Below are 22,775 nucleotides of genomic sequence, written 5' to 3'. Positions count from 1 at the left end.
CCTCGCCTCCTACATGCCGGCGATGCGGGCGGCGATCTGGCGCATGAAGCCGCTCATCAGCGAGCCCATCAGCGGCAAGAAGATCAGCAGCGAGATGAAGATCGCCACGATCTTGGGGGCGTAGACCAGGGTGGCTTCCTGAATCTGGGTCAGGGCCTGGAAGAGGCCGATGGCGACACCGACGATCAGGCCGACGATCAGCACCGGCGCACAGAGCTGAAGCGTCAGCCAGATCGCGTCCCGGCCGACATCAAGAACCTCGGCGCCCGTCATCAAAAGCCTCGTGGGAATCGGCCGGAACGGCCGCCTGGAATCGAGGCTCCAAGATGGGCGAAATATGGTTAACAGGGCGTTAGGGGTTGCGCCCAAAGGGCCCCTGCCCGACGGCCGCGACGCTGTGTCCCGGCCGCCGGAAGCGCGCGTTTAGCGGATGCGGATCCGCACCGGCACCTGAATGTACGAGCCAGCGCGGCTCTTCCCGTCAGGACCCAGCAGGTCGACCTGGACCTGCGAGACCATCGACAGCGCCGCCTGGCCGACGCCCAGATCGTTCGGGCTCTCGTCCTGCACGGTGCAGGCGGTCAGGTAGCCGTCGTTCTTCACCAGGCAGTTCAGCACGGCGACCGCGATGCGCGGCTCGGACACGGGCTTCAGCAGGTCCGCCTGAGCCTGGGCCTGGGGGGCGGCGGCGAAGACGGCGGCGGCGAGAGCGAGCGAAGCGATCACGTGTTCATCCCTGTACTGGTCTTTTTGTCGGCGGGCCTTTCGCCGCCTGGTGTTCCGTTTCGGATCAGACGGCCTGGGCCTGCTTGAGTCGTTGCAGGCCCTGTGCCGCGAGGTCGGTGAGCGACCGCAGGCCAAGCTCCGAGAAGACATCGAAGGCGCAGGCCAAGGCCGCGCCGGCCCGGGCTAGACGCCCGTCATCCCGACCGGTGATCTCCACCCGCGCCTCGTAGAGGCGGGCCAGATTCATCTGGGCGACGGCCCAGCTGGCCGGATCGCGCGCGCCCGGCGCGGCCGCGAGTTCCGCCTTGAACGCCAGTTCGGCCGCGTCCAGCACCGCCAGATCGGCGGTCAGTTCCGCGCAGCGCGCGAGGCACAGCGCCCGATTGTTGGCGACCACCGCGCGCAGGGCCAAAGCCGGTTGCGCCTTCAGCGTCTGGGTCGCCCGGTCGTAGGCCATCACCGCCTGTTCGAAGGCCCGCTCGCTGGTCGAGGCCTCGCCCATCGCCTGCAGCGCCGCGCCCAGCCCGGCCTGCGCGCGGGCCCAGTCCATCGGGCTATGATCGGCAGGAACCGCTTCGACGGCCTCGGTCAGCGCCTCGACACCGTCGGCGATACGCGAAATCTCCCCATCCAGTTCGCCCAGCTGAACCAAAGCCGCGCCGCGCAGACCCTGCAGCCGCGCCCAAGCCAGAGGCTCGAAATCGGGATCCAGCGCTGCGGCGGCGGTCTTGGCCTCGACTGCGGCTTGTTCGGCCAGCACGCGATCCTTCAGACGCTCGGCGCAGGCCAGGATCAGTTCGATCCGCGCCGCGCGCTGATCCGCCAGCAGCAAGCGGGCGGGCCCGCCCTTGGCGCGCTTTACGGCCGCCAAGGCCCGCAGCGGCACCTCGAAAGCGCGGATCGCGGCCATGGCCCGCTCAAGATTGTTCTCCGAGAGCGCCACGCGCCCATCCAGACCGGCGGCGAGCGCGCCGCACTGGGCGGTCCGCTGGTGAGCGGGGGTGCGGGCCAGGGTCGCAGACGCGGCGGCCACCAGCCCCTCGTCACCAAACAAGTCCGCGCCGAGAACCGCCAGAACGGCTTGCTCGCAGCGGGCGGCGGCGAGCGCGTCTTGCCGGCGTTCTGTCTCGAACAGTTTCGCTGCGGCCTCAGCCTGGGCCGCGCCCTTGCGCAGCGCAGCGGCGTCGCCGGTCCGGCGGGCCAGTTCGCGCCAGACGACGGCGGCTTCCAAAAGCCTCGCTCCGCGATCCTTGGCCCCGATCCGCCCCGCGACGACGTCCGCCGATCGCGCCTCATTGGCCAGGAGCCGCACGTCCAGCAGTTCCAGCAAGGACGTGTCCCCGCCAGTCAGCCCTTCGCGCCACGCCCCCTTGAAACCGCCCTCGGCGTCGACGCCGAACAACCGCTTCAGATCTCGTCCGAACTCGAACATCGCCACGCGCACTCCGCCTACGGATCGTCCCACCCCGGGACAGACCGGAGCAGGTTCAACGCCTGAGCAGCAAAACCGGAGCCAGCGAATTTTAACAAGTGGTTAAGAAGTGTTTACGCAGCATTAACCATAAATATTTTCTTTGTTTTTGCACTATCGTTAAAATTTCAACCATTATGGTTGATGACGCATTGAATTGGCACACTTCTTGCTTTGACGAATACGGCTGCACGAGCCCCTTCGCTTCAGGTTTTAGAACTTTGTTCACCGAACTAAAAATGACGTTAACCCTAAGTTTTAAGCCCAAGTTTACCTTCCGTTCTCACTCACCCTCCCCTCAAAGACCCAAAGCAGGCTAGAAGGCGCTGAACCGTCGATTCCGGAGCCTGACATGACCGCAGTCACTGTTTGGATCGCCAGCCTCTGCCGCCCCGACCCTGGCTATGGCGGATGGGCCTATGTGCGGAAACTGGACGGCGAGACCGGCGCAGCGGCGATCAAGGGCGCCGCCGGTGGTGAGCGACGCACCAGCGCGGCCAAGATGAGCCTGACGGCTTTGAGCGAAGCGCTGGAAAGTCTCACCGACCTGCCGCCTGAAACCACGGTGACCCTGCGCTTCCTCGATCCGGAGCTGGCCAGCCAACTGGTCGCGGCTGACGGCGACTACGCCGCCGCCGAGCCTGAAGCGTGGGCGCAAGCGCGCGCCGCCGTCGCTGCGCGTCCCGCGCTGGAACTCGCGCCCTCCTCGCCCAGCTTACCGAGCAGCAGCTTCCTCTCGGCCTGGGCCGAGTTCGGGCTGGATACCGCCAAGTCGCGCGGCAGCTTCAAGGCCGCGATCCCCAAACCGAACCTGATGAAGTTCCCAGCTTAGGGCCGCGCCCCTTCGCCGTCGAACCAGGACCGGCGGACGGCGGCGACGCTCTCAATTCGCGCCGATCGCCGCTGCCGGAGCCTATGCCTGCCTTCGCCTTGGGCGCCGCGTGTTTTCGCGACTGTGAGACCCTTGCGCGCTCAGCAGCCCCGGCGCGTCCTAGCCTCCTCGAAATTGCAGGGGGAGAACGACCATGGCCAACGAAACGTCCGACAAGCAGGCGCTGGGGCGCCGCGCCTTCCTGCGCAGCGCGGCCTTCCTGGCCACGGCGGCGCCGATCATGACCGAGGCCAGCCTGGCGCACGCGGCCCAGACCGCCGCTCCGCCATCCGGCATGGCGCTCCACGGCCAGGGCCCCACCGCGCCGCCCTCCAGCATGGTGCTGATCAACGCCAACGAAAATCCGCTCGGCCCCAGCAAGGCGGCCTGCGAGGCCATCGCGCGCGTGGCGCCTCTGGGCGGGCGCTATGACCTGACCGGCGAGACCGAGCTACTGACCAAGACCATCGCGGCGCAGAGCGGCCTGAAGCCCGAGAACATCGCCATCTACGCCGGCTCGTCCGAGCCCCTGCACTACAGCGTCCTTGCCTTCACCTCGCCGACCAAGAGCTTCGTCACCGCAGATCCGTCCTACGAGGCCGGCATGTTCGCGGCCATGACCAGCAAGGCCAAGATCATCAAGACGCCGCTGACCAGCACCCTCGCCCACGACGTCAAGGCGATGGTCACCGCCGACGCCCAGGCTGGCGTCATCTATATCTGCAACCCCAACAACCCGACCGGCACGCTCACGACCAAGCAGGACATCGTCTGGGCGCTGGAAAACAAGCCGGCGGGATCGATCCTGCTGGTCGATGAGGCCTATATCCACCTGACCGACGAGCCCGACACCCTGGACCTGGTGGCCCAGGGCAAGGACCTGATCGTGCTGCGGACCTTCTCGAAGATCTACGGCATGGCCGGCATCCGCTGCGGCTTCGCGGCGGGGCGTCCGGACCTTTTGGCCAAGCTCAAGCCGTTCGGCCAGAACGCCATGCCGATCACCGGCTCGGCCGCCGCCCGCGCCTCGCTGGAGGATCCGAAGCTGGTCCCCGAGCGCCGCAAGATCATCGGCGACACCCGTCGCGACACCATCGCCTGGCTGAAAGCCAATGGCTACAAGGTCATCGGCGATCCGCAGACCAACTGCTTCATGATCGACACCGGCCGCAACGGCCGGAGCGTGATGGCGGCCATGAAGGCCAGGAACGTCCTGATCGGCCGCACCTGGCCGATCTGGCCCAACGCCGTGCGCGTCTCAGTCGGCACGCCGGAGGAAATGGCGGCGTTCAAGGTCGCCTTCAAAGCGGTGATGGACATGCCCGCCACCGCCTTCGGGGACCATGTGCAGCTAGCCGAGCTGGATTACCGAAGCATACTCTAGACCCCGCCCGATCACCCCAGCTTAAACTTCGGCGGCGGCAGGCTCATCCGGGTGTCGGCTACGGCATCGCCCCGGAAGAACCGCACCAGCAGACCCTGCACGTCCGGATGGGCCTCGAAGACGTTGTGGCCGGCGTTTTCGACGGTCACTCTGGTTTTGCGCGTGAACTGGGCCGCCACCTCGTCCTGCTCGGACACGGGCGTGCGGCCGTCCAGTGTGCCGGCGATCAGCAGCGCTGGATGGTCGATGCGGAACGACGCCCGGAAGCGCGGGCCCAGATCGGCGCCCGGAACCACGCCCCGCAACTGCGGCATCGGGAAGTTCAGCGCCTCGCCCAGTACGGCGGTCTTGGCCTCGCGCCGCACGAGGGCCAGCCGGCCTGGCGAGATCCCCGACGCCAGATCCATCGCCTCAGGCATGCCGACGATACCGAGCATATTGGCGAATTCACCCATGAACGGCGCCAGAACCTCATACTGACCGGCGTCCAGCGCCAGATAGAGGCCCGGCAGCATGACCAGGGTCTGTGGGTTGGCGATCAGGCCGCCCGTCATCAACTGGATGGCGAAGCCGCCGATCTTCAGCTCGACGGGCGCACCGTTCAGCGTGGCGGGCATCTTGACCGGCGCCGCCTCCATCCTGGCGTGCACCCGCCGCATCAGGGCGGGCAAGTCGGGGATCGCCGCGCGCACGGCGGGATCGGCGGCCAGCAAGCCGTCGACCTGCTGCAGCAGCGCATCGACCGCCGCCGGGCGCTTCACGGTCTGATCCAGCCCCTCCAGGCTGGCCAGGGCCACGCGGCTGACGCGCTGGCCATGTCGCTTAAGCATGCTCAGCGCCAGGTGCGTGCCGTAGCTGATGCCCCATAGCGACACCTGTTCCGCCCCCAAATGACGCCGCAGGTCGTCGATGTCGTCGGCGTTCTGCTCGGTGTTGTAGCCGCTCATGGCCACGCCGGCCTTGGTCCAGTCGGCCCAGGCGCTCTTGAAGTCCTCGCGGAAATAGGCCGTCAGCCCCTCCTGCGTGAATTCCGGCAAGGGCCGCGCCGACAGCGGCCGGTTGGGGATGTGGTTGGACAGGCCCGTGCCGCGCTGGTCGAAGGCGATGACGTCGGCCACCTCGCGCAGGGCCATCATGATCGGAAAGCGCGGTCCGGCCAGGGCGCGTGTCGCCGTGCCGCCGGGTCCACCGGCCAAATAGACGATCGGCGGTCCAGGCTTGGCCGCCGTCGAGGCGAACCGCACATAGCTCAGCCGGATCTTGCGGGACCTGGGATCACGGCGATCCTCGGGAACCTCGAAGAAGCCGCGCTCGGCGTCGGTGTCCTGGCCCTTCCAGCCCTTGAAGCGGAATGGGCCCGCCGGAGGCGGCGAAGGCGTCGCGGCGGTCTGGGCCAGGGCTAGGCCGGGAAAGGCCAGACCGACGGCGGCGAGGAGGGTGCGGCGATGGAGCGATGCGTGGGTCATGGCGAAAGCAGAGCCGCTCGACGCGCTGTTCTCCACGCCGTTTCGGTCAATGGCGGCCCGTCATCGGTGAACGGGGGCGCGCCTCGGCGAACGGCGGTCTAAGCTGGTGGCATGTGGCGCATTCTGATCCTCACCGTCCTCCTCAGCGGCCTTTCGAGTCTGGCGCGCGCCGAGGACTTGAGCTGGGAAGCCTGCAGCGGAGCGGTCGCCACGCCGGGTCCGGTATTGGGCGACTGCCGGCCCATCAAGGGCGTCGTCGATCCTCAGGGCCGCGAGCTGTGGATCCGAACGACGATCGCGCCGCCTGGCGACAGTCGGCCACGCGCCCTCTACGTGGCCGGCGTCGCCTCGTCCGAAGCCTGGCTCAACGGCGAGCGCCTGGGCGCCAATGGCGCGCCCGGACCGTCGAGGCAGGACGAGGTCCCCGGGCGCTATGAATCGGTGTTTCCGATCCGCGAAACAGCCTGGCGGGCAGGCGAGAACACCCTGGTGCTGCGCCTCTCGTCCTTCCATGGCGGCCTGCGCTTCGCCGGTCCGATGACCGCCCTCACCGTGTTGCCCTCGCCCTACCCTCAACGCACGGCGCTACTCGCGATCACCTTCGTGGCGGCAGGCGCCCTGCTCGCGGCGGCGTTCGGCTTTGGCGTCATCCACGTGTTGAGACGCACTGGAACCAGCCTGGTGCTGGCCGGCATGGCCGGCGTCGCGGCCCTGCAGGCGATCGTCGAGAGCCTGCGAACGTTGTTCAACTATCCCTATCCGCTGCACGCCTGGCGGATGAGCGCCATCTGGGCGCTCGCGGCCGTCTTCTCGATGCTGTTGGTGACCTATGCCAGCAGCCGCTTTCTGCCCAAGGCGCGCGGTCTCATGGTGGGCTTGGCCCTGGGCGTGGTCGGCGCCACCGTTCTGCTGCCGGGCTTCGACTACAAGACCGCCTGGGCCCTGATCCTCGGCGTCGCGCTCGCCGTCCTGCCGGCCGCCGTGGGCGTCAGACGAAAGGTTACTGGCGCACGGCCGACCCTGGCCTATCTGGTGCTGTTCCTCGCCGTGGCCCTGGGCTTCCCGCAATGGCTGGCGGACTTCTCCTACTTCCTGCTCGCCGCCAGCCTGATCGTGCCGCTGCTGATGGTCGAGGTCGTGCGGCTTGGCCGCGAGGACCGTGGCCGCGAAGCCGCCCTGACCAAGGCCGTCAGCCGCCCCGACCGCCTGACCGTCGCCTCAGCACGTGGTGTTGAGCTGGCGCCGATCCAGGACATTCTCGCCGTGGTGGGGGCCGACGACTATGTCGAACTGCGGCTGGTCGGCGGCCGCAGCCTGCTGCACGCCGCGCGCCTGGAGGCCCTGTCCAGCCAGTTGCCGGCGAACTTCCTGCGGGTGCATCGGTCGGTGATCGCCAACCTGGACCACGTGCAGCGCATGGAGCGCGACGGCGATCGCTGGCGGCTGCATCTGAGCGAGGGCCCGCCCCTGCCCGTCAGCCGAGCACGCCAGCCCGCCGTCCGCGAAGCCTTGGAAACCCCGTCGCCCCTCGGGGCGACGGCGACCTAGTCCAGAAGCCCTAAGCCCGTTCCTTGGTCCGCTCGAAGCGCACCTTCGGATACTTGTCGGCGACGTAGCCGATTTCCCAGGCGCTCTTGCCCAGGAACACCGGCGCCTCGTCGATGTCCTGACCCATGGCCGACTTGTGCTTGTCGACAAAGTCCTCGACCGCCGCGCGCTCGCCGACCAGCCAGCGGGCCTCGGCGAACGGGCTGTTCTCGAAGATCACGTCCAGCTGGTACTCGTTGGACAGACGGTCGGCCATGACCTCGAACTGCAGCTGGCCGACGGCGCCGACGATGAAATCGCTGCCGATCATCGGACGGAACAGCTGGGTGACGCCTTCTTCGGCCAGGCCCTCCAGCGCCTTCTTCAGGTGCTTGGCCTTCAGCGGATCCTTGACCCGAACACGGCGCAGGATTTCCGGCGCGAAGTTGGGCAGGCCGGCGAAGCGCAGCGTGCCGCTTTCAGACAGGCTGTCGCCCACCCGCAGCACGCCGTGGTTCGGAATCCCGATCACGTCGCCGGCGAAGGCGTCCTCGGCCAGTTCGCGGTCGGAGGCGAAGAACATGATCGGCGCGTTGACGCTCATGGCCTTGCCGGTGTTCTGAGCCTTCAGCTTCATGCCGCGCGTGAAGCGGCCGCTGGTCAGGCGCAGCATGGCGATGCGGTCGCGGTGATTGGGGTCCATGTTCGCCTGGACCTTGAACACGAAGCCCGAGACCTCCTTGTCGCCAGGCTCGACGCTGGTCGCCTCGCCGCCCTTTTCGGCCTTCATGGCCTTGGGCGACGGAGCGTAGGCGCCGATGCCGGCCAGAAGCTCTTTGACGCCGAAGTGGCGCAGGGCCGAGCCGAAGAACACCGGCGTCATGTGGCCTTCCAGGAACGACTGGACCTCGAAGGCCGGATAGCCGCCGCCGACCAGTTCAGCCTGTTCCTCGAGCTCGGCCTTCTCGGCGTCTTCCAGGAACTGGCTCACCGAATTGCCGTCAAAGGCCACCGGCTCGGGGTGGCCCTCATCGTCGCCCGAGCCGCCGGTGCGCTTGGCGTAGGGAATGAAGATCCCCTCCCGCATGTCCAGCATGCCCTTGAAGCGACCGCCCGAGCCCGCCGGCCAGTAGAGCGGCGCGGGATCGAGCGCCAGCTTCGACGCGATCTCGTCCAGCAGCTCGATCGGGTCCTGGGCCTCGCGGTCCATCTTGTTGATGAAGGTGATGATCGGGATGTCGCGCAGGCGGCACACCTCGAACAGCTTCAGGGTCTGGGGCTCGATGCCCTTGGCGGCGTCCAGCACCATGATCGCCGCATCGGCGGCGGTGAGGGTGCGGTAGGTGTCTTCGGAGAAGTCCTCGTGGCCCGGCGTGTCCAAGAGGTTGAACATCTTGCCGTCGTGATCGAACGTCATCACCGAGGCGCTGACCGAGATCCCGCGCTCGCGCTCGATCTTCATCCAGTCCGACCGGGTGCGACGGTTCTCGCCGCGCGCCCGCACCGCGCCGGCGGCCCGGATCGCCCCGCCGGCAAGCAGGATATTTTCCGTCAGGGTCGTCTTGCCGGCGTCGGGGTGGCTGATGATGGCGAAGGTGCGCCGACGGGCGGCTTCAGCGGCGGGGGAAGTGCTCATGGGCGGGGACCTACCCGTCCGAAGCGTCCTTGTCACCTGCGCCGGACGACGCGGCGGGTCTTCGGCGGGCGACAATGTCGTCGAATTGCTGGCGCCAGGCCTGGACCTGCTCAGGCGGCGCGTGCGGATCGTTGATCAACGGCTGCAGCAGGACGGCGGCCTCCTCGAAGCGATCGCGCCGCACCAGACCATCGACCGCCCCCATCCGGAACGCCGAGACCTGCGGGGCGATGGCCTGCGCCTTGAGCAGGACGTTGAGGATATTGTCGCTGGGATAGGACGGCTCGCCCCGGCGCGTCAGGGCGTAGTCGTAAAGCACCAGCGGGTTGTCGGGATCAAGCTTGAAGGCGGCGGCCAGATGCTCGCGCGCCTCATCCAGCCAACGCTTGGCGGCGGCGGGCTGGGCCCTTGCCTGCAGCATGCAGGACCAGCCCAGCATCTGCAGCGCCTCGACGTCGGTAGGATCCGCGGCGATCCGACCGCGCAAGAGGGCCTGAGCCTTGGATCGGTCTCCGAAATCGTTCTCGGCGCGCGCCAGGGTCAACTCGGCGAAGCGATCGCCAGGGAACCGGGCCGCCCGCTCGCGGACCTGCGCCAGCAACGCGGCGCGGTCGGAGGCCGGTACGCCCATCTTGAGCCGCTGGTTCTCGAGCATCAGTGCATCAGCGGAGGGCGGCATACGGGTGACCGCCAGATCGAGAGTCGCGGCGTTGGCCAGGCGCGGCAGACGTCGGCCCGGCAAGGCCTGCATGTACCTTTTGAGGACACGCTCCAGCTCGGCCAAGGGAACCCCGGCGGCTTCTGGCATCAACGCTACGGGGTCGCCGCCGGCGGCCACGGCGCTGGCGTAACGGGCCAGCCGCTCAAGGCGCGCCGGGTCCGACATCATGTAGTGGGTCAGCAGCCATGATTGGGCGTAGAAGGCGGCTATATCCTCTTGCTTGCCCGTTAGCGCCCGGCGGCCAAGGATATCCTGGAACGGCGACCACACCGCACCTCGCAGCCACGCGATCCGATGGCTCGTGACCCCGACCTCAACCGCGTCGGGCGTAAACCGGGTCGGCGCGAAATAGTCCGCATAGCCCTCGACCAGCCAGGCGGGATAGGCCGCCGGCGCGTTTCTCAGCATGAAGTGATGGGTGTACTCGTGGAACAGCACCTGTCGGCCGCGATCCTCGCCGCCGTCTATGCTCAAGACCGCAAACACCTCCCCAACGCCCGCGCTGTAGAAGCCCGTAACGCGAGGCCCATTCGGGCGCACGCGGCGCACGTCCGACTCGCTGGGCGTGATGTAGAGCGGCAACGGACGCGCGGGCGCCTGGCCGCTCACATCATGCAAGGTTCGCAGAAGCCGATCGAAATCCTCGACCTCGCGGGCCAGGCGCAGCAGCGTCTTGGCGTCGACCCGGGCGCGGATATCGAAGGACGGTGTCGTGACCCGCAGCCAGGAGCCGCCCGACTGGGCCCGGGTTGATCGAGCCCCGGCAAGCAGCGGTGCTGCGACGCCCAGGAAGACACCTCGCCGCGACACTCTTGGTATCATCACGCACTCACTGCTAGGCCCCGCGCGATCTGACACGATCGCACCCGCACAGACAACCTTTGCGATTGTGGAGATTATAGTTCGTTTGCAGAGCAGGCGCGCCATAGGCCCCTGACGACGCGGGGCGCGAACAGATCGAACCGCCGCGGCCTTCGCGCGCAAAAGGCGACGCATGCACGAGCGGCGCGTCAAAATGGCTCTATTCGAACAGTCGGTTTGGAGTCATGCTCACGTCAACCGCACCGGCTGGCGTCAGATCGTCGGGCGCATGGAGGAAATCGAAAGATGGCCCTGCTTGACCATCATCGTGTCTCGACCCGTCAGCACCCGGCTGGCAGCGCACTGTGCTTTGGCCTCACGATCGCCGGCTTGGCGGCCGCAGCGGTGGTGTTGAGCTGGATGATGACCTTCGTCTAGGCGCGGGCGCGCCCTTAGGCGGCGAGACGGCGCCAGACCTGACGATCGGCTTCCACATTGGTGAGCGCGCCGCTGTTCTGCCGCTCCAGCAGGGTCGCCATGACTTCGACCCCGAGCTGAACATAACGCACCTGCACATCGGCGACGCGGCAGCCGCGGCCCGGCGCAATGAACAACGCCGCATTGATCTCCGGAGCCTTGGAAACGATCAGGGCGGCCAGTCGCTCGGCCCGTTCGACGTCCTTGCGGTGAAGCAAGGGCTCCTCGGAAAATAGCTCCTTGCCCAGTTCGCCCACATAGCTCAGCGAGAGCTTGGCGAAGCGGTCGCGCGTCACCGGCGGCGTCAGCTCGGCCGGATCGAAGCTCAAGACCACATCGTTCATGAGGAAAAGCATGGCGAGGATTTCGGGTACAGTTGGGGGAACGCTGGAACGCCCTCACCGTACCCGACCCACACTTTCGCTCCGGTTTAGGAGCAGGGTTAACGCGGCGGCGCGATCACCCGTCTCTGGCCGAACGCCGGTTCAGATCTCCACCGGTTCGGTCAGGAAGTGACGCCCGTCGCGGTCCTCGATCTCGACCACCCAGATATCCGGATCAATGCGTGCCGCGCGCTCGACGTAGGCGTCGAGATCCGGTTCGAAGGTCGAGCGAACCGGCTGCATCCAGAAGCGCTCGCCGTCTCCGCGCGTCGCCTCACTAAACAGGCGCGCGGTCCCTTCCCGGCGGTCGACCACCTTGACCAGCACCGCCCCGGCCCGCGCGTCGCCCTTGCGCCCGACCATGGCGAAGGCCCCGCCCAGTTCGGCGCGGCGGATCAGCGCCGCGACCCAGATATCCGTCGAAAGAAGCATCGCTAACCGAACCGCAACCCGGGCGCGTCTAGAACCCGTCCTTCAAGTTTCGTCACTCCCATAGGCCAATGACGTTCGCAGAGCACCACAAAGGTCGCGCCCGAGGGGGAATCGCCGCGGCGATCAGCGTTGCGGCGTGGGTCCTGCCGGGCGCTGTCCTGGCGGCCAATGCGGGCGATCAGCTCTATGAGCGGACGCTGATGACGGCCGCCGACGGCCGCTGCAAACTCTTCCCGCCCACTATTTCGTCCGCCCTCGACGCCGCCCGCGCCCAGGCGCGGGGGGCCACGCTGCGCTCGGGCGCCACCGAACTGCAGGTCGCCGCGCTTGAGCAGCGCGCCCGAACCAAGGCCAACAGCGCAGCCTGTGACTCCAAGGACCTCACCGTAGCCGCCGCCCGAGTGAAGAAGGCTTTCGAGGGCTACTCCCAGCTGCTGACCATGACCTATCCGGGCGATGTCTCGTCCTGGAAGGCGGAGCGTTCGGTGTCAGCCACCATTCCGGTCTGGCGCCTGTCGCAGCCCTCGAGCTTCGGCTCCGATCGCCTGATGTTCGGGCTGGCGGGCCGCGCCAAGGCGGTCCTGGCCGTCTCCACCTTCGAAAACGGCCAACGCCCCTATGTGGCGCGGATCATCCTGCGCGACACCAAGCGTACGCTGGGTCCTTATCTCGACGCGCGGTCTGGCAAGAACCTTTCGGGCAAGATCCCGCCCCGCAACGCCAGCCTGGTTTTCACGGCCGAGCGGCGCGAGGAGGCGCCCGTCACCCTGCTGCCCACAGGCGCCAAGACCGGCCTGGCGTTCCGGTTCCCGGACGCGGTCGCGGAAGCCATGTCGCAGCTCGACCCGCGCGAGGCCGTCACAGTGGAGTTCGCCTTCGCCGGCCGCGGCGAGGAAACCACGCGCAAGGCCTATATCGAGGTGGGAGACTTCGCCGCCGGCCGCGCGTTCCTGCGGTAAGGCCCGAGGGGTCTCAGCGCGGCGCGAAGGCGATCACGTTGTCGCCAAGGCTGCTTGGGGGCGGTTCCTCGACAGACGGATTGGGCTCGGACGACGGCTCTATCATCTCGACCGAAGAGGCGGCGACCATCGGCGCCAAAAGCACGGGAAGCCGCACCGACACGGTCGTGCCCGCGCCAAGACGGCTTTCGATCATCATCTCGCCGCCATGCAGCTTGGCGAAGGCGCGGACCAGCGACAGGCCAAGCCCCGTACCGCGCGCGCGCTGCTCGGCGCCGCCGGCCTGCTCATAGGGGCGGCCCAGGCGCTCCAGGTCCTCCGGGCTGATCCCGACGCCCGTATCGGCGACCACGATCTCAAGCACGCCGTCATAGCCATGCGCCGTCACGGTCACCTGCCCGCCACGCGGTGTGAACTTCAGGGCGTTGGAGACGAGGTTGAGGACGATCTGCTTCAGCGCGCGACGGTCGGCGTCCACCTCCAGCTCACCCGGCGGCAGGACGCCGCGTAACTGAACGCCGGCGGTGTCGGACTGGACGCGCAGCAGACGCATCGCCGCCTGCACCGCCTCGCGCGCATCGAAGACGCCGCGCTGCAGCTCGAACCGCTCGGCCTCGATCTTGGACATGTCCAGCACGTCGTTGATCAGGTCCAGCAGGTGTCCGCCGCTCTCGTGGATCAATTCGGCGTACTCGGCGTAGCGATCGCTCAGAGGTCCGAACATCCGCGCCCGCATGATGTCCGAGAAGCCCATGATGGCGTTCAGCGGCGTGCGCAGCTCGTGGCTCATATTGGCCAGGAACCGCGCGCGGCCGGCGGCGAGCGCCTCGGCGTCAATACGCGCCTGATCGAGCGCATGTTCGCGATGACGCTCCAGGGTGATGTCGCGCAGCACGCCGACCAGTTGGTTCGGCGCCACGCGGTGCATGTCCAGAGCCACCACTCGCTCGACGCCGAGCGCGGGACTGAAGGTCAGGCTGGCGGAGCCCTCGCGATGGGCCTGGGCGATGGCGGCGGTCAGACGCTGGCGGTCACCCGGCGCAGCGGCGCCGGTCAGGCCCCGGTTCACGAGGTCCGCTCGGGTGACGCCAGGCGGCGGGGCGCCGCGCACGGCGGTAACCTGGCCTTGGCCGCGCACGGCGATGGCCAAGTGCGGCAAACCGTCGAGCAGGGTTTCCAGACCGATGATCTCGCTGGCGTAGCGGTCGTCCCGCGCGCCCTGACGACGGCGGCCGATCAGCAATCCGGCGGCGAGGCCAAGACCGGTCGTCACCAGCGCCAGGAAGCCCAGCACGAAAGCCAGCGGCCCCGCTGGCGCGAAGGGGGCCAGACCGGAGAGCTGGGTCAGCGCCGCGACGCACGCGCCGATCAAAGCCAGGGCTGCGCCTTCGGCCAGGCGCTTGGGCTGATCCAGGGTCGAGGCCGCCGCGACAGGCGCGAGACACCAAGCGGCCATGGCCCCGCCCACGCCGCCGGTCAGCACGGCGGCCAGCGAGCCGCCGACGGCCCACAGCACCAGCAGCCAAGACTGGGTGCGCTCATCCTCGCGTGTGAACAGGAGTGACGCCAACGCGGGGAACGCGCCGGCGCCCAACGCCGCCCACACAGGCCAGCCGCCGGAGTCGGCCGTGAAGAGGGCCGCCGCAGCCGCCAGGCAGATAGCCGCCAGCCACCCGAGCCGCCAGGCATGCGCGGGATCCAGCCCGGCCGCGCGGGCGGCAGGCCTTCTGATCGGGTCTGGAAGCGTTTCGAATTCCAAGGCCGGTCGACTTTTTACGCGGTGGGGAGGATCACCGTCGTCAAACCTTAACGCGGGGTGGGCCCTACCTCCAACCCCGCACAATCTCCGGGCGACCATTGGTGGTGGAAGCGCTGTGGACGGAAACGGAATCGTAAGCGCCTCGCCTGCATTCTGATTATCCGATTCATCACGGACAGAAGGTCCGGGAGACCCCATGGCTCAGCCGGCGATACAGGACGCGTCGCAAGACAGCGCCTTCGCGAACCCGCCGGCCGACCGCCACGCGGCGGCGCAGGCGCGACGCCAGCTGGCGCTGGACGAGCGAAAGCGCTCGTTCCTTCGGATGGTCAGTCACGAACTGCGCACGCCGCTGAACGCCGTGATCGGCTTCTCGGAGATCCTGTCGCAAGAGCTCTACGGCCCTCTGGGCAATGACCAATATCGCGAATACGCCGCCATCGTGCACGACAGCGGCCTGAAGCTGCTGAAGCTGGTCAACCAGATCGTCGAACTCGCGCGACTGGAGGGTCAGGCCACCGACATCGAAATGACCCCCGAGCCTCTCGACGAGGCCATTGAGGATGTCATCGAGAGCCTGCGCGCCGAGATCGCGCGCCGAGACGTCATCGTCCATGTGGTCGGCGCGGGCGCCCTGCCCTCCGTCCAGGCCGATAGCCGGGGTCTGCGCACGATGCTGACCAACCTGCTCCAGAACGCGGTCACCCACTCGCCCGCAGGGGGCGTCATCCACGTAACGGCCGCTCGCGTAGACAGCGAGATCGAGATCGCCATCCGCGACCAGGGCCCGGGCGTGGAAAGCGCCGAGCTGCCGCGCCTGCTCCAGCCCTTCGAGCAAGGCGGTTGCGCCCTGACGCGGACCAACGAAGGCGCCGGCCTTGGCCTACCGATCGTGGACCTTCTGTCGCGCGCCATGGGCGGGCAGTTGAAGCTCTCCTCCAGCCTCGGCGCCGGGTTCCTGGCCCGCCTGATCCTCAGAGCCGCCTAGCTGCCGCTTGCCTTGACGCGGCGAGGCGCCTAAACGCCGCGCATGACCAGCCCCATCGACGCCGCCCTGACCGACCTCGCCGACGAGTTCGAGCTGCTGGGCGACTGGGAAGAGCGCTATCGCTACGTGATCGAACTGGGCAAGGAACTCGCGCCGCTGACCGACGCCGAGCGCTCCGAAGCGAACAAGGTGCACGGCTGCGCCAGCCAGGTCTGGCTGGTGACCGAGCCGCAAGCCGATGGCTCGATCGTGTTTCGCGGCGACAGCGACGCCCATATCGTCAGCGGCCTGATCGCCATCCTGCTGCGACTCTATTCGGGTCGAGCGGCGGCCGATATCGCCGGTTTCGACGCCAAGGCCGCCTTTGATCGCCTTGGTCTGTCAGAGGCGCTGTCGTCGCAGCGCTCCAACGGCCTGAAGTCGATGGTCGCCCGCATCCAGCGTGACGCGCAGGCCGCTCTTGGCTAGGTATCGCGTCGCCGCGCTGTATCGCTTCACGCGGTTTCCCGATCCCGCAGCGATCCAGGGGCCGCTCGCGGCGCTGTGCTGCAGCCTGGGCGTCAAAGGCACCCTGCTGCTGGCGCGCGAGGGGATCAACGGCACGATCGCCGGCGAGGACGCCGCCATCGAGGCGGTGCTGGCCCATATCCGCGCCCTGCCCGGCTGCGCCGACCTCACGCCCAAGACCGCCTGGGCCGAGCGCATGCCCTTCTACCGGATGAAGGTCCGGCTGAAGAAGGAGATCGTCACCCTGGGCGAGCCGGACTTGGATCCGACCGACGCTGGGACCTATGTCGAGCCCGCCGACTGGAACGCGCTGATCAGCGACCCCGACGTCCTGGTGATCGACACGCGCAACGCCTACGAGGTCGCGGTCGGTCGTTTCGAGGGCGCGATCGACCCGCAGACCGCCAGCTTCGCCGACTTCCCCGCTTGGTTCCGCGACTGGCGCAGGACCGTCGAGGCGCAGCGGGGGCCTGAGGCCCCGCTCAAGGTGGCGATGTACTGCACCGGCGGCATCCGCTGCGAAAAGTCGACCGCCTTCCTGAAGGCCGAAGGCGTCGACCAAGTTTTCCACCTGAAGGGCGGCGTTCTCGACTATCTGGAACAGATCCCGCAGCCCGAAAGCCTTTGGCGCGGGGAGTGCTTCGTTTTCGACGAGCGCGTCTCGGTCGGCCATGGCCTCGTCAAGGGCGACCATGTCCTGTGCCGTGGCTGCCGCATGCCGGTCAGCCCTGAAGACCAGACCTCGCCGCTCTATGTCGAGGGTGTGGCCTGCCCGGCCTGTCATGACCAGCGCAGCGAGGCGCAGAAAGCCCGAGCAGCCGAGCGTCATCGCCAGGTGCTGCATTGCGAGACGCTGGGCGTCGACCATGTCGGCGCGACCCTGCCGGCCAAGACGGACTGAACCCTTCCGCCTTTCCCCGCGTTGACACGGCTCCCCTTCCCCAACGCGGAGCCCTGCGATGCACACCAATGACGACCACATCAAGCTCGTGAACAGCTTGGTGGAGACCACCATCGACAGCGCCGACGGCTACGCCGAGGCCGCCAAGGACGCCGACGGGGCCCGCTACACCGAGCTCTTCCAGCGCCGCGCCGAGGAGCGCCGCTCGATCGCCTCGGAACTACAGGACGAAGTGCGTCGCCTGGGCGGTGAGCCCAAGGACGACGGCACGATCCTGGCCGCCGCCCACCGCGCGTTCCTGAACCTGAAGGACGCCGTAACCAAGGGCGACGAGGCCGTGATCAACGAGGTCGAGGCCGGCGAGGACTACATCAAGGGCAAGTACGAAAAGGCCCTGCAGGACACAGACGTAGATCCGCAGACCCGCCGCGTGATCGAAAAGGCCTGGGTCTCGGTGAAGTCGGGCCACGACCAGATGCGCGACATCAAGCACATGCTGAAGCACTAGCACCGGGCTGACGACGGGTGGCGGGGCGGGATCACAGGGTCCCGCCCCTCTGCCTGCGTGTCGGCCGCGCGCAGTGCGATCAGGCTATCCGGTAGTGGCGCGCCAGCGCCTGTAGGGCCAGTTTCAGCACGGTCTTGCCCGCGCGACGCGGCAGCTTGAGCGTGGCCTCAGCCGCCTCCAGCGCCGAGCCCATCAGGCACACCCGCTCAAGGATCTCGCGCAAGCCGGGACCAACCGTATCAAGCGCCCGCGCGATCCTCTGGCGGGTGGCGTTGTCGCGCTCGGCCGGGGCCAAACCTGGACGACCGCCGTCTATGCGCGGAGTCGCGTCCCAGCGCATGGTCATGCGTCCCAACGTTCCGAGACTCTCATATTCCTCGCGAAGCCGTTCGGCCGCCGCAATCTCGGCGGGCGCAAGCCAGGGTCGTCCATGGCTGTCGCGACGACGGGCCAGCCAGGCTATCGGCGACTCGCCGAGGTTTCGTCGAACCGTCCCCTCAGCCATCTCGACCGACGCCTCGATGATCCCCGGGCGACCGGGCGGCGGCGCGGCGATCTCGAGCCGAGGCAGCATGGCCCAGCCGCCCTCCCGGCGCGGCTTCAGCGTCACCTCTCGGGCCAGGACGGCGAAAGCGGCTTCGTCGAGGGTCAGCATCACGCAACGCCGACGACTGGCGCCCAGCCTGACGCCGTAGCCAGCGCCATGCGGCTCGACCACCGCCCCGGGCCTGGCCAGCAGCCGCATGGCGCGCTCGGCGCGCCGCTCGGCCTCCAAAGCCGCGTCGAAGCGGGCCTGGATAGCGCCGGTCATCACGGCAGATCCTGGGCATGAGACGGCGCCTGACGCAGGCAGGCCTCCAGTTCACAGAGCCGGCGATCAAAGGCCTCGTCCTCGCGCAGGTCTTCGATCTTGCGGCAGGCGTGCCCGCAGGTGGTGCGATCCCGGCCAAAGGCGAAGGCCACCCGCGCCAGAGACCAATGCAGGGTGATGTGGGTCAGGTAGATGGCGAGTTGCCGGGCGCGCACCGCCGTATGCGATGCCCGTTTGGGGGTTGCGATCTCCACCGCCGGCACGCCGGTGGCCAGGGAAACAAGGTGGGTCACGAAGCCGACCGTCAGGCGGTCGCGTCGGGGATCAGGCGTGATCGCCCAGATGTCCTCAAGGGCTTGAACCAGCATGGCGTCCTCTCCTCCAGGCCGCGAGCGCGGCCGGCGGATACGACTATAGGTTTATATTCCGAACAGAGGAAGATATTCCTATTTCACTCATGTGAGACCAACCTAAGTAATTGTATTTTAAAATACTATTCCCCGCTATCCCCACACCTCTAGGAGCACTAGCTCCTAGATCATCCCCGCTAAGCCCCTGCACCCAAAACCTGGAAAACAGGCAGGCGCTTGAACTGAGCGCGCATCGATTCGATCCAGGCCAGATCATGTCGCCTCGTCATCGTCCGAAGCTGAGCGCAGGCTCCGAGGCTTTCCTCCAGCCCTGACACGGGATTCTGCGCGAGCAGGTCGGGAGGCGCAACTTGACGCAGTCCAAGCAAAGCGTCTCGAGGCGGCGGCGGCGCATTTCGAAGCCAGGTTTCAGCCCGCTCGAATCCGTTTTCGCGGAACATGCGGAGCATATAGCCCACATCGGACTGGAGCTGGATTTGCCCTGCCTGATCAATGGCGATGATCGGATAGAGCGGCGCCAATGACGGTAGAGCGGTGTTAGCGTAGCAGCTATAGCCCCAATAGCGCCCAGCAATCTCAGCGTAGTGAGCGCCGTCCCGAACCGTCTCGAAACCCGACTGTTCTAGCGGCAGGATTTCGACCTTAGGCTTGTTGATGTCCACAGTATCATTGGAGACATCGACGTAGAGCCCCCCTATTCTGAAAGCGTTCTGGAAATAGCGCTCGCGCAGAACGCCCCAAATAATGCTGACCTGACCGCCTTGCTTCAGAAAGGCGGACAATGCGCGTTCTCCGGGGGACGCGGAAGCACGGGTCAGCAGGGCGCGCAAATGAGCCATCACCGCCTCGGTGATTTCCCTGCAAAAACCATAGGGATAAGGCTTGCCATAGACGGGTCCAGCGGACGCAAACTCGAGATCGACCTGAGCGCGCATCGCGAGCAGCGCCTCTTCTATCGCTCGAATGGACGGGGTGAGAAAGCGGGCCGTCAACGCCTGCTGTCGACGATCAACAGCAGCGGACTGCGGCCTAAGCATAGAACCGGGCATGGTGCTCAACTAGACGCCTGAACGTTCCAGCGCCACTCTGGCCGGAAGGATTGCTCCGCGTTGCGCGACGACCAGCGCAGCTAAGGCATGCGCCCTGGCGACAGCGTCGGCGATGGTCGCTCCCGCCAGACGCGAGGACAGGTAGGCGGCGTTAAAGCTATCGCCTGCGCCTGTCGTGTCGACAGCCTTCACCCTAGACGGCGCTGGGGTCGCGGTCGGTCCCTCCAGCCGATGGACGGTCACAGCATGGCTCTCGTCCCGCGCGACAGCCTCGGCGCCGGCGGCCGCCCATTCGGCGGCGAGGTCGTCCGCTTCGCGGCCATAGAGCGGGCGGCTGTCCTCGCTGCTCAGCGAGATGTAGCGACATGCAGGAACCACGCCGTCCAGGGCGGCGCGGGCGGCCTCGGCGCTGGGCCAGAGCGCCGGGCGGTAATTGAAGTCCAGCGCTACGGCAACGCCGTGTGAGTGGACATAACTCAGAATGTCGCGCAGTCGCGCCCGACCGATATCGCCGATGACCGCCAGGGTGACGCCCGAGAGATAGATAAGATCGCTGGCCTTGGCGGCCTCGATCAGCTGGTCAGCGGTATGGGCCGAGAACAGGTCGCGGATCGGCGCGCGCTCGCGCCAATAGTGGAACTTCCGCTCGCCCTGATCGTCCAGCACGATGGCGTAGAGGCCCGGCAGGCGGTTCTCGACCTGACGCACCAGCTGGGTGTCCATACCTTCGCGGCGCATCGTCGCCAGCACGCCTTCGCTGAAAGGATCGCCCTGGCCCAAGGCGGTGCAGTAGGCGACCTGATCACCCAAGCGCGCCATGTATATCGCGGTGTTGAAGGTGTCGCCGGCGAAGCCCATCCGATAGAGCGGCGCGCAGGCGTCGCCGGCTTCCGGCGACAGCTCGACCATGCACTCGCCCAGAACCGTGATCCTGGCCAAGGTCAGTCCTTCTTTTTGGCGGTCGTTGCGGGCTTGGCCAGCTGTTGCGCGGTCCAGGCGTCGATCCGGGTTTCCAGCACCGCCAGCGGCAGCGAACCGCGCAATAGAACCGCGTCGTGGAAGCCGCGCTCGTCGAACTTGTCGCCCAGCCTGGCTTCCGCCCGCTTGCGCAGCTCCAGGATCTTCAGCTCCCCCATCTTGTAGGCCAGGGCTTGGCCCGGCCAGGAGACGTAGCGCTTGAGCTCAACCTCGATGTTGGTCGGCGACAGCGCGGTGTTGTCGGTGAAGCAGGCGCGGGCCTGGTCGATGCTCCAGCCCTTCCAGTGCATGCCGGTGTCGGCCACCAGGCGGCAGGCGCGCCACATCTCGTAGGACAGCCGGCCGAACAGCTCATAGGGGTCGCGATAGATGCCCATCCCCTCGCCCAGCCACTCGGAGTAAAGGCCCCAGCCCTCGCCGAAGGCGGTGAAGTAGAGGTTCTTGCGGAACTCCGGCACGTTGACCTGCTCGGCGGCAAGCGAAGTCTGGATATGGTGGCCCGGCGCGCCCTCGTGCAGCACCAGGGCGGGCAGCTCGTAGAGCGGACGCTGGTCCAGCTCGGAGGTGTTGATCATCAGCCCGCCCGCGCGGCCGACCTTGGCGTCGCCGCCGAAGTAGCGGCCGGTGGTATAGCCCTTCTCAATGCTGGCGGGCACGGCCCGCACGCCATAGGGCAGACGCGGCAGCACGCCAAAGTGGGCTGGCAACTGGTCGTCGGCGCGCTTGGCGATCTCGCTGGACTTCTCCAGCAGCTCCTGGCGGCTGGAGGCGTAAAAGCGCGGCTCCTTGCGCAGCATGGCCAGGAAGGTCGGCAGATCGCCCTGGAAGCCGGCGGCCTTCATGGTCTCCTGCATGCGCGCACGGATGCGCTTCACCTCAGCCTGACCAACGTCGTGGATCTGGTCAGGCGTCAGGGTCATGGTCGTGTGCCGACGCGCCAGGAAAGCATAGTAGCGCTTGCCATCTGGAAGGTCGGACGCCGCCAGGCTCTTGGCCGCGCGCGGCGTGTATTCCTCGGCCATGAACTTCACAAAGCTGGCGCGGGCCGGAGCGACGCTGTCCGTGACCGCTTTCTCGCCCTCGGCCACCAGCGCCGCCCGGGTGGCTTCCGGAACGCTGGCGGGCAGAGCGCGCAGCGGGGCCAGCAGCGGATCCTCGGCCAGCGGCGTGGCGGCGGCGCGCTGAGCGCGATCCTGGACAGCCTGGGCGGTCGAAACGGCGTGGACGAAGCCCGTGCTCACCCCACGCCGGGCGTTGGCGATGTTGGCGGCGTACCAAGCGGGCATGCGGTTGAGCAGAGCGATCCAGCGCCGCGCCTCGGCCTCGGTCTTCAAACGCATACCGCTGGCGCGATACAGCATCATGACGTCGAACCCGCCGTCGCTGCTGAACGGCATGCGCGACTCGTCAAAGCTTCCAGCCTCGACGCGGTCCTTGACCGCCCACAGCAAGAGATCGCGCGACAGCTTCTCGTCGTCGGAGAGGCCGGTCACGTCCATGGCCGAGAGGTCGGCGGCGATCGACTTCAGCTTGGTGAGCTTCGCGGCGTCCGCAGCGGGCGAGACATCGGGCAGACGCCAACGCGCCGCGTCGCCGCCGCCGTCATCAGGATCGCCATCTGCATTGCCGAGCGCTTCGTACCGCGCCACCAGGCCCGTCAGCGTTTCAGAGGGACCAGCCCAGGCGGACGAAGCGACCAGGGCGGAGAGACAGACGCCGGCCAGGGCGGCGCGCCAAGTGCGATGCTGAGTCATGCGGCCAAGATTAGGCCAAGCCTGCGTCGCGTCCACACGCGAATCGACCGTCCCCGAGGAACAAATCGATTAGGTCCAATTGTCGGGAAAACCGAGAATGGAGCGGGCGAAGAGATTCGAACTCTCGACATCCACCTTGGCAAGGTGGCGCTCTACCACTGAGCTACGCCCGCGCTATTCGCGAGATATGGTCTCGTCCAGCCTACCCGAAAACCGGGAGAATGGAGCGGGCGAAGAGATTCGAACTCTCGACATCCACCTTGGCAAGGTGGCGCTCTACCACTGAGCTACGCCC

The 22,775-nt window shown here is 67.4% G+C and carries 23 protein-coding genes and 1 tRNA gene; 9 read left to right on the top strand and 15 right to left on the bottom strand.

Annotated elements, in window-relative coordinates; translation table 11 throughout:
- Positions 1–9 precede the first annotated feature (9 nt).
- The 3 genes from fliQ to ACT53N_RS16225 form a co-directional block, all read right to left on the bottom strand.
- Positions 10–276, bottom strand: coding sequence for a flagellar biosynthesis protein FliQ (fliQ, locus tag ACT53N_RS16235; RefSeq protein WP_181242795.1), 267 nt, complete (start codon positions 274–276; stop codon positions 10–12).
- 147 nt (positions 277–423) lie between these two features.
- Entirely contained in the window at positions 424–726 is a 303-nt protein-coding gene (locus ACT53N_RS16230) for a hypothetical protein (protein ID WP_476064869.1), read from the bottom strand.
- A gap of 64 nt (positions 727–790) precedes the next feature.
- Positions 791–2,170: a hypothetical protein gene (locus ACT53N_RS16225; protein WP_476064868.1), complete on the bottom strand. Its 1,380-nt coding sequence runs from the start codon at positions 2,168–2,170 to the stop codon at positions 791–793.
- A 379-nt stretch (positions 2,171–2,549) separates the two neighbouring features.
- Between ACT53N_RS16225 and ACT53N_RS16220 the strand changes: the two genes are divergently transcribed.
- Together ACT53N_RS16220 and ACT53N_RS16215 are read left to right on the top strand one after the other, a co-directional pair.
- On the top strand, positions 2,550–3,029 hold the full coding sequence (locus ACT53N_RS16220) for a ribonuclease H (protein ID WP_476064867.1): 480 nt from the start codon (positions 2,550–2,552) through the stop codon (positions 3,027–3,029).
- A gap of 193 nt (positions 3,030–3,222) precedes the next feature.
- A complete protein-coding gene (locus ACT53N_RS16215; RefSeq protein ID WP_476064866.1) occupies positions 3,223–4,452 on the top strand; it encodes a pyridoxal phosphate-dependent aminotransferase in 1,230 nt (409 codons plus the stop codon).
- 11 nt (positions 4,453–4,463) lie between these two features.
- Here the strand turns inward: ACT53N_RS16215 and ACT53N_RS16210 are convergent, their stop codons facing one another.
- Positions 4,464–5,918, bottom strand: a complete 1,455-nt coding sequence (locus tag ACT53N_RS16210; protein WP_476064865.1) for an alpha/beta hydrolase — start codon at positions 5,916–5,918, stop codon at positions 4,464–4,466.
- A gap of 111 nt (positions 5,919–6,029) precedes the next feature.
- Here ACT53N_RS16210 and ACT53N_RS16205 point away from each other — a divergent pair, with 111 nt between their 5' ends.
- Complete coding sequence (locus ACT53N_RS16205; RefSeq protein ID WP_476064864.1) at positions 6,030–7,466, top strand: LytR/AlgR family response regulator transcription factor; 1,437 nt, start codon at positions 6,030–6,032, stop codon at positions 7,464–7,466.
- Between the two features lie 10 nt (positions 7,467–7,476).
- Here ACT53N_RS16205 and ACT53N_RS16200 read toward each other — a convergent pair whose 3' ends face one another.
- Together ACT53N_RS16200 and ACT53N_RS16195 are read right to left on the bottom strand one after the other, a co-directional pair.
- Positions 7,477–9,081, bottom strand: coding sequence for a peptide chain release factor 3 (locus ACT53N_RS16200; RefSeq protein WP_476064863.1), 1,605 nt, complete (start codon positions 9,079–9,081; stop codon positions 7,477–7,479).
- 10 nt (positions 9,082–9,091) lie between these two features.
- On the bottom strand, positions 9,092–10,624 hold the full coding sequence (locus ACT53N_RS16195) for a hypothetical protein (protein WP_476064862.1): 1,533 nt from the start codon (positions 10,622–10,624) through the stop codon (positions 9,092–9,094).
- 285 nt (positions 10,625–10,909) lie between these two features.
- Here ACT53N_RS16195 and ACT53N_RS16190 point away from each other — a divergent pair, with 285 nt between their 5' ends.
- Positions 10,910–11,041: a hypothetical protein gene (locus ACT53N_RS16190; RefSeq protein WP_476064861.1), complete on the top strand. Its 132-nt coding sequence runs from the start codon at positions 10,910–10,912 to the stop codon at positions 11,039–11,041.
- Between the two features lie 14 nt (positions 11,042–11,055).
- Here the strand turns inward: ACT53N_RS16190 and ACT53N_RS16185 are convergent, their stop codons facing one another.
- Together ACT53N_RS16185 and ACT53N_RS16180 are read right to left on the bottom strand one after the other, a co-directional pair.
- The gene (locus ACT53N_RS16185) at positions 11,056–11,436 is read right to left on the bottom strand and encodes a hypothetical protein (protein ID WP_476064860.1); all 381 of its coding nucleotides are present in this window, start codon (positions 11,434–11,436) and stop codon (positions 11,056–11,058) included.
- Between the two features lie 129 nt (positions 11,437–11,565).
- Positions 11,566–11,895 (bottom strand): DUF1491 family protein, encoded by a 330-nt coding sequence (locus ACT53N_RS16180; RefSeq protein WP_476064859.1) that lies wholly within the window; start codon positions 11,893–11,895, stop codon positions 11,566–11,568.
- A gap of 68 nt (positions 11,896–11,963) precedes the next feature.
- Here ACT53N_RS16180 and ACT53N_RS16175 point away from each other — a divergent pair, with 68 nt between their 5' ends.
- Entirely contained in the window at positions 11,964–12,854 is an 891-nt protein-coding gene (locus ACT53N_RS16175; protein WP_476064858.1) for a hypothetical protein, read from the top strand.
- Positions 12,855–12,867: 13 nt separating this feature from the next.
- Here ACT53N_RS16175 and divJ read toward each other — a convergent pair whose 3' ends face one another.
- Positions 12,868–14,613 (bottom strand): cell cycle sensor histidine kinase DivJ, encoded by a 1,746-nt coding sequence (divJ, locus tag ACT53N_RS16170; RefSeq protein WP_476064857.1) that lies wholly within the window; start codon positions 14,611–14,613, stop codon positions 12,868–12,870.
- A 196-nt stretch (positions 14,614–14,809) separates the two neighbouring features.
- Between divJ and ACT53N_RS16165 the strand changes: the two genes are divergently transcribed.
- From ACT53N_RS16165 to ACT53N_RS16150, 4 genes are read left to right on the top strand one after another with little or no spacing between them, the layout of a single operon-like run.
- Complete coding sequence (locus ACT53N_RS16165; protein ID WP_476064856.1) at positions 14,810–15,601, top strand: sensor histidine kinase; 792 nt, start codon at positions 14,810–14,812, stop codon at positions 15,599–15,601.
- A gap of 42 nt (positions 15,602–15,643) precedes the next feature.
- The gene (locus ACT53N_RS16160; protein WP_476064855.1) at positions 15,644–16,069 is read left to right on the top strand and encodes a SufE family protein; all 426 of its coding nucleotides are present in this window, start codon (positions 15,644–15,646) and stop codon (positions 16,067–16,069) included.
- On the top strand, positions 16,062–17,009 hold the full coding sequence (trhO, locus tag ACT53N_RS16155; RefSeq protein ID WP_476064854.1) for an oxygen-dependent tRNA uridine(34) hydroxylase TrhO: 948 nt from the start codon (positions 16,062–16,064) through the stop codon (positions 17,007–17,009). The genes ACT53N_RS16160 and trhO overlap by 8 nt, the downstream gene beginning before the upstream one ends.
- A 58-nt stretch (positions 17,010–17,067) precedes the next feature.
- Positions 17,068–17,517, top strand: coding sequence for a PA2169 family four-helix-bundle protein (locus ACT53N_RS16150; protein ID WP_310212883.1), 450 nt, complete (start codon positions 17,068–17,070; stop codon positions 17,515–17,517).
- Positions 17,518–17,596: 79 nt separating this feature from the next.
- On the opposite strand, the gene ACT53N_RS16145 is transcribed toward ACT53N_RS16150, so the two are convergent.
- From ACT53N_RS16145 to ACT53N_RS16120, 6 genes are all read right to left on the bottom strand, one after another.
- Entirely contained in the window at positions 17,597–18,328 is a 732-nt protein-coding gene (locus tag ACT53N_RS16145; protein WP_476064853.1) for a DUF6456 domain-containing protein, read from the bottom strand.
- Positions 18,328–18,696: a helix-turn-helix domain-containing protein gene (locus tag ACT53N_RS16140; protein ID WP_476064852.1), complete on the bottom strand. Its 369-nt coding sequence runs from the start codon at positions 18,694–18,696 to the stop codon at positions 18,328–18,330. The genes ACT53N_RS16145 and ACT53N_RS16140 overlap by 1 nt, the downstream gene beginning before the upstream one ends.
- Positions 18,697–18,875: 179 nt before the next feature.
- Entirely contained in the window at positions 18,876–19,757 is an 882-nt protein-coding gene (locus ACT53N_RS16135; RefSeq protein WP_476064851.1) for a hypothetical protein, read from the bottom strand.
- A complete protein-coding gene (locus ACT53N_RS16130; RefSeq protein WP_476064850.1) occupies positions 19,758–20,687 on the bottom strand; it encodes a sugar kinase in 930 nt (309 codons plus the stop codon). It lies immediately after the preceding gene.
- Between the two features lie 2 nt (positions 20,688–20,689).
- Positions 20,690–22,480, bottom strand: a complete 1,791-nt coding sequence (locus ACT53N_RS16125) for a DUF885 domain-containing protein (RefSeq protein WP_476064849.1) — start codon at positions 22,478–22,480, stop codon at positions 20,690–20,692.
- Positions 22,481–22,578: 98 nt separating this feature from the next.
- Positions 22,579–22,653, bottom strand: a tRNA-Gly gene (locus ACT53N_RS16120).
- Between the last annotated feature and the right edge of the window lie 122 nt (positions 22,654–22,775).

The sequence above is a fragment of the Caulobacter sp. DMC95 genome (genome assembly GCF_056313785.1).
The sequence above is the reverse complement of the archived record's forward strand: the minus strand, read 5'-3'. Positions and strand labels throughout refer to the sequence as shown.